Here is a 7,552-nt window from a genome sequence, read left to right as displayed (position 1 = left end):
ACCCGCACCATGTTGGTGGTGCCGGGCACGCCGGGGGGCGAACCGGCGGTGATGACCACGATGTCGCCGTCGTTGAAGCGGTTCAGCTTCACCAGCTCCTGCTCGACCAGGTCGACCATCTCGTCGGTGCTGTTCACGAACGGCACCACGTGCGGCTCCACGCCCCAGCTCAGCGCCATCTGGTTGCGGGTGCCCTCGTCGGTGGTGAAGGCGATGATCGGCTGCACCGCGCGGTAGCGCGAGAGACGGCGGGCGGTGTCGCCGGACTGCGTGAAGGCCACCAGGCCCCGGCCGCCGAGGAAGTCGGCGATCTCGCACGCGGCACGGGCCACCGAACCGCCCTGCGTGCGGGGCTTCTTGCCCGGCACCAGCGGCTGCAGGCCCTTGGACATCAGCTCCTGCTCGGCCGCGGCGACGATCTTCGACATCGTCTTCACGGTCTCGATCGGATACGCGCCCACGCTCGACTCGGCGGACAGCATGACCGCGTCGGCGCCGTCCAGGATCGCGTTGGCCACGTCGGAGGCCTCGGCGCGGGTCGGACGGGAGTTGGTGATCATCGACTCCATCATCTGGGTCGCCACGATCACCGGCTTGGCGTTGCGCCGGCACAGCTCGATCAGGCGCTTCTGCACCATGGGGACCTTCTCGAGCGGGTACTCGACGGCCAGGTCACCGCGGGCGACCATGACACCGTCGAACGCCATCACGACGTCCTCCATGTTCTGCACCGCCTGCGGCTTCTCCACCTTGGCGATGACGGGAACGCGGCGGCCCTCCTCGTCCATGATGCGGTGCACGTCCTGGACGTCCTTGGCGTCCCGGACGAAGGACAGCGCGACCAGGTCGCAGCCCATCCGGAGGGCGAAGCGGAGGTCCTCGATGTCCTTCTCGGACAGGGCGGGCACGTTGACGGCCGCGCCGGGCAGGTTGATGCCCTTGTGGTCGGAGATGACGCCGCCCTCGATGACGATCGTCTTGACCCGGTGGCCCGCGACGTCGGTGACCTTCAGCTCGACGTTGCCGTCGTTGATGAGGATCTGGTCGCCGTGGGAGACGTCCCCGGGCAGCCCCTTGTAGGTCGTCCCGCAGATCGTCTTGTCGCCCGGGACGTCCTCGGTGGTGATGGTGAACTCGTCACCGCGCACCAGTTCCACGGGGCCCTCGGCGAAGGTCTCCAGACGGATCTTCGGGCCCTGGAGGTCGGCGAGGACACCGATGGCCCGGCCGGTCTCCTTGGCGGCGGCACGGACCCGGTCGTACCGGCCCTGGTGCTCGGCGTGGCTGCCGTGGCTGAAGTTGAAGCGGGCCACGTTCATGCCGGCTTCGATCAACGCGACAAGCTGATCGTGGGAGTCGACCGCAGGGCCGAGAGTACAGACAATTTTCGAACGGCGCATGGGGGCGATCCTATCGGTTTGTTTCGCAACGGAATATTCCGTCTGGCGGAAAATACAAAAGGGCGGCATGCCGCTCAGGTGTGATTCCCCGAACCAATTACCAGCGCGTAGGTCTGTGTCGCGATCTCCAATTCCTCGTCAGTAGGCACCACCGCCACCGCGACCCGGGCGCCCTCGGGCGAGATCAGCCGCGCCTCGTCGCCGCGTACGGCGTTGCGCTCGCCGTCCACCGCCAGGCCCAGCTCCTCCAGGCCCGCCAGGGCGGCTGCCCGCACGGGAGCCGCGTTCTCGCCGACACCGGCGGTGAAGGCGACCGCGTCCACCCGCCCGAGTACGGCGTAATAGGCGCCGATGTACTTCTTCAGCCGGTGAATGTAGATGTCGAACGCCAGCTCCGCCTGCTCGTCGCCCTCGTCGACGCGGCGGCGGATCTCCCTCATGTCGTTGTCACCGCACAGACCGATCAGACCGCTCCTCTTGTTGAGAAGAGTGTCGATCTCGTCGGCGGACATTCCACCAACACGCATCAAATGGAAGATGACGGCCGGGTCCATGTCTCCGGAGCGCGTACCCATCACGAGCCCCTCCAAAGGCGTCAGCCCCATGGAGGTGTCCACGCAGCGACCGCCCCGCACGGCCGACGCCGACGCCCCGTTGCCCAGGTGCAGCACGATCACGTTCGTCTCGGACGGGTCCCTGCCCAGCAGCCCGGCGGTGGCGCGCGAGACATAGGCGTGCGAGGTGCCGTGGAAGCCGTAGCGCCGCACGCGGTGCTCGTCGGCGGTCTTCACGTCGATCGCGTAGCGGGCGGCGGACTCCGGCATGGTCGTGTGGAACGCGGTGTCGAACACGGCGACCTGCGGCAGGTCCGGGCGCAGCACCTGGGCCGTGCGGATCCCGGTGAGGTTGGCCGGGTTGTGCAGCGGGGCCACCGGGATGAGCCGCTCGATCTCGGCGAGCACGGTGTCGTCGATCACGGTCGGCTCGGTGAAGGTCTTGCCGCCGTGCACCACCCGGTGCCCGATCGCGGCCAGTTCGGGCGAGTCCAGGCCCAGGCCGTCCTTGGCGAGCTCCTCGGCGACGGCCTTCAGCGCGGCGTCGTGGTCGGCGATCGCACCGCCGCGCTCCCGGCTCTCGCCGCCGGCCGGGGTGTGCTTCAGCCGGGACGTCTGCTCGCCGATGCGCTCGACCAGGCCCACCGCGAGCCGGCTGCTGTCGCGCATGTCGAGCAGCTGGTACTTCACCGACGAGGAGCCGGAGTTGAGGACGAGGACACGGGTGGGGCTCACTGGGCGGTCGCCTTCTCGCTCGGGGACGGGGCGGGCATCTGGGCCTGGATCGCGGTGATCGCGACGGTGTTCACGATGTCGGAGACCAAGGCGCCACGGGACAGGTCGTTGACCGGCTTGCGCAGACCCTGCAGCACCGGCCCGACCGCGATCGCGCCGGCCGAGCGCTGCACGGCCTTGTACGTGTTGTTGCCGGTGTTCAGGTCGGGGAAGATCAGCACGCTCGCCTGCCCGGCGACCTCGGAGCCGGGCAGCTTGGTCGCCGCGACCGACGGTTCCACCGCGGCGTCGTACTGGATCGGGCCCTCGATCTTCAGGTCGGGCCGGCGCGCGCGCACCAGCTCGGTGGCCTCGCGCACCTTGTCGACGTCGGCGCCGGAACCGGAGGTGCCGGTGGAGTACGACAGCATCGCGATCCGCGGCTCCACGCCGAACTGCTCGGCCGTGGTCGCCGACTGGATGGCGATGTCGGCGAGCTGCTCCGCGTTCGGGTCCGGGTTGACCGCGCAGTCGCCGTAGACGAGGACCTTGTCGGCCAGGCACATGAAGAACACGGAGGAGACGATGTCGGCGTCCGGCTTCGTCTTGATGATCTCGAACGCCGGGCGGATGGTCGCGGCCGTGGAGTGCACCGAGCCCGACACCATGCCGTCGGCGAGGCCCTCCTGGACCATCAGCGTGCCGAAGTAGTTCATGTCGGAGACGACGTCGTAGGCCAGCTCCACGGTGACGCCCCGGTGGGCGCGCAGGGCGGCGTACTTCTCGGCGAAGGCGTCGCGCAGTTCGGAGGCGGCGGGGTCGATCAGCTGGGACTCGCCGAGGTCGACGCCGAGGTCGGCGGCCTTCTTGCGGATCAGGTCGACCGGGCCGAGCAGCGTCAGTTCGCACACGCCCCGGCGCAGCAGCACCTCGGCGGCGTGCAGCACGCGCTCCTCGGTGCCCTCGGGCAGGACGACCCGGCGCAGGTCCGAGCGGGCCTGGTCCAGCAGCTTGTGCTCGAACATCATCGGCGTGACGCGGTCGCTGCTCGGCGCGGAGACGCGGTGCGCGAGGTCGACGGTGTCGGCGTACCGCTCGAACAGGCCGAGGGCCCGCTCGGCCTTGCGCGGGGTGGCCGCGTTCAGCTTGCCCTCCAGGGAGAACAGCTGCTCGGCGGTGGGGAAGCTGGTGCCGGCGACGGACAGCACCGGGGTGCCGGGGGCGAGGCGGTCGGCGAGGGCGAGGATGTGGTCGCCGGGCACCTCGTCCAGGGTGAGCAGCAGACCCGCTATCGGCGGGGTGCCGGCGCTGTGCGCGGCGAGCGCGCCGACGACGAGGTCGGCCCGGTCGCCCGGGGTGATGACGAGGCAGCCCGGGGTCAGGGCGCCCAGGAAGGTCGGCAGCATGGCACCGCCGAAGACGAAACCGAGCACGTCCCGGGCGAGCCCGGAGTCGTCGCCCAGCACCACCCTGGCGCCGAGGGCGTGGCCGATCTGGGAGACGGTCGGCGCGGACAGCGCGGGCTCGTCGGGCAGGACGTAACAGGGCACGGGCAGCCGGGAGTCGAGCTGGCCGGCGATCTCGTCGCGGTCCTCGCGGGCCACCCGGTTGGCGACCATGGCCAGGACGTCGCAGCCCAGGGTGTCGTAGGCGCGGTAGGCGTTGCGCGTCTCGGCGAGCACCGCCTCGACGGTCTGCTTGCGGCCGCCGACGACCGGGATCACGGACGCGCCGAACTCGTTCGCCAGCCGGGCGTTGAGCGCGAGCTCGTCCGGCAGCTGCGTGCCGGCGTAGTCGGTGCCGAGGACCAGGACGACGTCGTAGTCCCGCGCGACCAGGTGGAAGCGGTCGACGAGCGTGGACACCAGCTCGTCGGTGCCGGCCTCGGCCTGGAGGGCGGACGCCTCGTGGTAGTCCATGCCGTAGACGGTCGCCGGGTCCTGGGTGAGCCGGTAGCGGGCGCGCAGCAGCTCGAAGAGGCGGTCGGGCCCGTCGTGGACCAGGGGACGGAACACACCGACCCGGTCCACCTGCCGGGTGAGGAGCTCCATGACCCCCAGTTCGACGACCTGGCGTCCGTCGCCGCGGTCGATGCCGGTCACGTACACGCTGCGGGTCACGCGCGCTCTCCGTTTCGTCTCGAGTGGGGGGCAGGCCTCACACTCTCGGCTTTCCAGCCTGGGGCACAAAAATCGCCCACCGAGGTGAGCAGAACCCTCTTGACAATACCTCTGCCGCTAGATAAGGCGCCCGTCAGATCAGGGGTTCCGCAGGGGGCTGTGGAGCGTGAAAGAATCGCCAGTGGCTCACCGGTGTCAACAGCGAGCAGGAGACACAGCACGATGCGTATCGGAGTTCTCACCGCAGGCGGCGACTGCCCCGGCCTGAACGCCGTGATCCGGTCGGTCGTGCACCGGGCGGTCGACAACTACGGCGACGAGGTCATCGGCTTCGAGGACGGCTACGCCGGTCTGCTCGACGGCCGCTACCGCAGCCTCGACCTGGAGTCCGTCAGCGGCATCCTGGCCCGCGGCGGCACCATCCTCGGGTCGTCCCGGCTGGAGCGCGACCGGTTGCGCGAGGCCTGTGAGAACGCCTCCGACATGATCCACGAGTTCGGCATCGACGCGCTCATCCCGATCGGCGGCGAGGGCACGCTGACGGCCGCGCGCATGCTGAGCGACGCCGGCCTGCCCGTCGTGGGTGTCCCGAAGACGATCGACAACGACATCTCCTCCACGGACCGCACCTTCGGTTTCGACACCGCGGTGGGCGTCGCCACCGAGGCGATGGACCGGCTGAAGACCACCGCCGAGTCCCACCAGCGCGTGATGGTCGTGGAGGTCATGGGCCGGCACGCGGGCTGGATCGCCCTGGAGTCCGGCATGGCGGCCGGTGCGCACGGCATCTGCCTGCCGGAGCGGCCGTTCGACCCGGCCGATCTCGTGAAGATGGTCGAGGAGCGGTTCTCCCGCGGCAAGAAGTTCGCGGTGGTCTGCGTCGCCGAGGGCGCCCACCCCACCGACGGCTCCATGGACTACGTCAAGGGCGCCATAGACAAGTTCGGCCACGAGCGCTTCCAGGGCATCGGCACCGCCCTCGCCCGCGAGCTGGAGCGGCGCCTCGGCAAAGAGGCCAAGCCGGTCATCCTCGGCCACGTCCAGCGCGGTGGTGTGCCGACCGCCTACGACCGGGTGCTCGCCACCCGGTTCGGCTGGCACGCGGTGGAGGCGGCGCACCAGGAGCAGTTCGGCAGGATGACCGCCCTGCGCGGTACGGACATCGTGATGGTCCCGCTCGCGGAGGCCGTGACCGAGCTGAAGACCGTGCCGAAGGACCGGATGGACGAGGCCGAGTCGGTCTTCTAGGAGCCGGTTCTCCGGGAGTCGACTTCTAGCCGGCCTGCAGGCCGGTGTCGTCCTGGAGCTTCGTCCAGAAGTGCTCCACGATCCGGTCGAGGAAGTCCTGGCCGGCACCGCCCGCGTCACCGCTGCCGCCACCCCAGCTCAGGGTGGCCGCCATGTGCCCCTGGTAGTCCTCGTGCAGGCCCTGCAGGGCACCCTCGAGGAACCGCCGGTCCAGGGGCACGAGTTTGGCCACCGGGCGGACATGGGCCTGCCAGCGGGTGGTGGCGGCGCTGCGCAGCAGGTCGCCGAGTCTGCCGTCGCGGCCCGTGACCGTGACGAAGTCGGGCAGGCCGAGCCCGAGCAGATCGGCCAGGGCGGCGGACTGCCGGTCCGTGCCGCGCCAGGAGTCGGTCTCCTCCATGCGCAGATACGCCTGCACCTCGTGCCCCACGGCCCGGGCCACGTCCTCCGGGGCGAGGCAGCGGGCGATGCGGTGCTCGCGCAGGGTGCGCGGTCTGCCGATGAGTTCGGCGGGTGAGCACCACAGCACGCCCGCGAGCGCGGTGAGTTCGGAGTTGGTCGGGGCGGCGGCCCCGCGTTCCCAGGCCCTCACATGGTCCAGGGTGACGTGGGGGTGCCCGTACGAGACGCGCATGCCGTAGGCGACGTGTTCGGGGGCCATGCCGAGGGCCGCGCGCAGCCGGCGGGCGGCGGGGGCGTTGAAGGGCGGGGCCGTCGGGGCGGACGGTCCGGGGGGAGGGGGAGGGGGCTGGCTCGGTCGGGCTGAAGGTCGGCGCACGGCCCACAAGCTAGGGCGGCGGGAGTGGGCTGACTACGGTCTGTTCGGCCAGGATCACGGATTGTACGAAACTACGGCTACCGGCGGGTTCGATCGGGGCTGAAGATCGTCTGCCGACGGGGTTGCGGGCGGGGCGAGGATGGCGCCGGGCCCTGTGATCACGGGCCCGGAAAGGCAGTGGATCACGTGAACGGCAAGCTCAACGGGCATATTCGCGAGCGGCTTCTCGCGCCGAACTTCTGGCATCTCGCGACGGTGGGGGCGGACGGTGCGCCCCAGGTGTCGCCCATGTGGGCGGACATCGAAGGGGAGTACGTCATGGTCAACACCTCGGTGGGGCGGGTGAAGGAGGAGAACCTGCGGCGCAATCCGTACGTTTCGCTGTCGCATCACGACCCCGCGAACCCGTACGACCGCGCCGAGATCCGCGGGAAGGTCGTGCGGTTCGTGGAGGGGGAGGCCGCGGGGCGGGCGATGGACCGGCTGGCGCGGAAGTATCTCGGCGAGGACCGGTATCCCTGGCTGCTGCCGGGGGAGCGCCGGGTGATGCTGCTGATCGAGCCGACGCGGGTGCGGAGGCTGGAGGGGGTCGAGCCGTTCCGGGCGGGGTGCTGACGGAGGGGACGGACGGCTGAGCCGTCCATCGAGGGCGCTTGCCCTGGAGGCGGTCGGCCATCGGAGCGCCCGGCGGGCAGGTGTCCCCGGGCGCACCCCTGGGGGGGGCGGGCGGGGCCGCGG

Annotated in this window: 6 protein-coding genes; 2 read left to right on the top strand and 4 right to left on the bottom strand. The window is 70.5% G+C overall.

The window, feature by feature from the left end; genetic code table 11:
• The 3 genes from pyk to pta all read right to left on the bottom strand — a co-directional run.
• Positions 1–1,400: pyruvate kinase (gene pyk / locus ABZ281_RS29215; RefSeq protein WP_356660239.1), on the bottom strand; the 1,400-nt coding region annotated here is incomplete at its 3' end.
• A gap of 74 nt (positions 1,401–1,474) precedes the next feature.
• Positions 1,475–2,689: an acetate kinase gene (locus ABZ281_RS29210; RefSeq protein ID WP_356660237.1), complete on the bottom strand. Its 1,215-nt coding sequence runs from the start codon at positions 2,687–2,689 to the stop codon at positions 1,475–1,477.
• Entirely contained in the window at positions 2,686–4,788 is a 2,103-nt protein-coding gene (gene pta / locus ABZ281_RS29205; protein WP_356660235.1) for a phosphate acetyltransferase, read from the bottom strand. Before pta ends, ABZ281_RS29210 begins: the two co-directional genes overlap by 4 nt.
• 222 nt (positions 4,789–5,010) lie before the next feature.
• On the opposite strand from pta, the gene ABZ281_RS29200 reads away from it, so the two are divergent.
• Positions 5,011–6,036, top strand: coding sequence for an ATP-dependent 6-phosphofructokinase (locus ABZ281_RS29200; RefSeq protein WP_356660233.1), 1,026 nt, complete (start codon positions 5,011–5,013; stop codon positions 6,034–6,036).
• Between the two features lie 25 nt (positions 6,037–6,061).
• Here ABZ281_RS29200 and ABZ281_RS29195 read toward each other — a convergent pair whose 3' ends face one another.
• The gene (locus tag ABZ281_RS29195) at positions 6,062–6,814 is read right to left on the bottom strand and encodes an XRE family transcriptional regulator (RefSeq protein ID WP_356660231.1); all 753 of its coding nucleotides are present in this window, start codon (positions 6,812–6,814) and stop codon (positions 6,062–6,064) included.
• 186 nt (positions 6,815–7,000) lie between these two features.
• On the opposite strand from ABZ281_RS29195, the gene ABZ281_RS29190 reads away from it, so the two are divergent.
• Positions 7,001–7,429, top strand: a complete 429-nt coding sequence (locus ABZ281_RS29190; protein WP_356660229.1) for a PPOX class F420-dependent oxidoreductase — start codon at positions 7,001–7,003, stop codon at positions 7,427–7,429.
• The last annotated feature ends 123 nt before the right edge of the window (positions 7,430–7,552 follow it).

The sequence above is a fragment of the Streptomyces sp. NPDC006265 genome (assembly GCF_040613555.1).
Taxonomy (GTDB): domain Bacteria; phylum Actinomycetota; class Actinomycetes; order Streptomycetales; family Streptomycetaceae; genus Streptomyces.
The sequence above is the reverse complement of the archived record's forward strand: the minus strand, read 5'-3'. Positions and strand labels throughout refer to the sequence as shown.

Excerpts from the sequence above, each read along its gene's own strand:
- ABZ281_RS29200 (WP_356660233.1), top strand. The coding sequence starts at position 5,011 with ATGCGTATCGGAGTTCTCACCGCAGGCGGCGACTGCCCCGGCCTGAAC.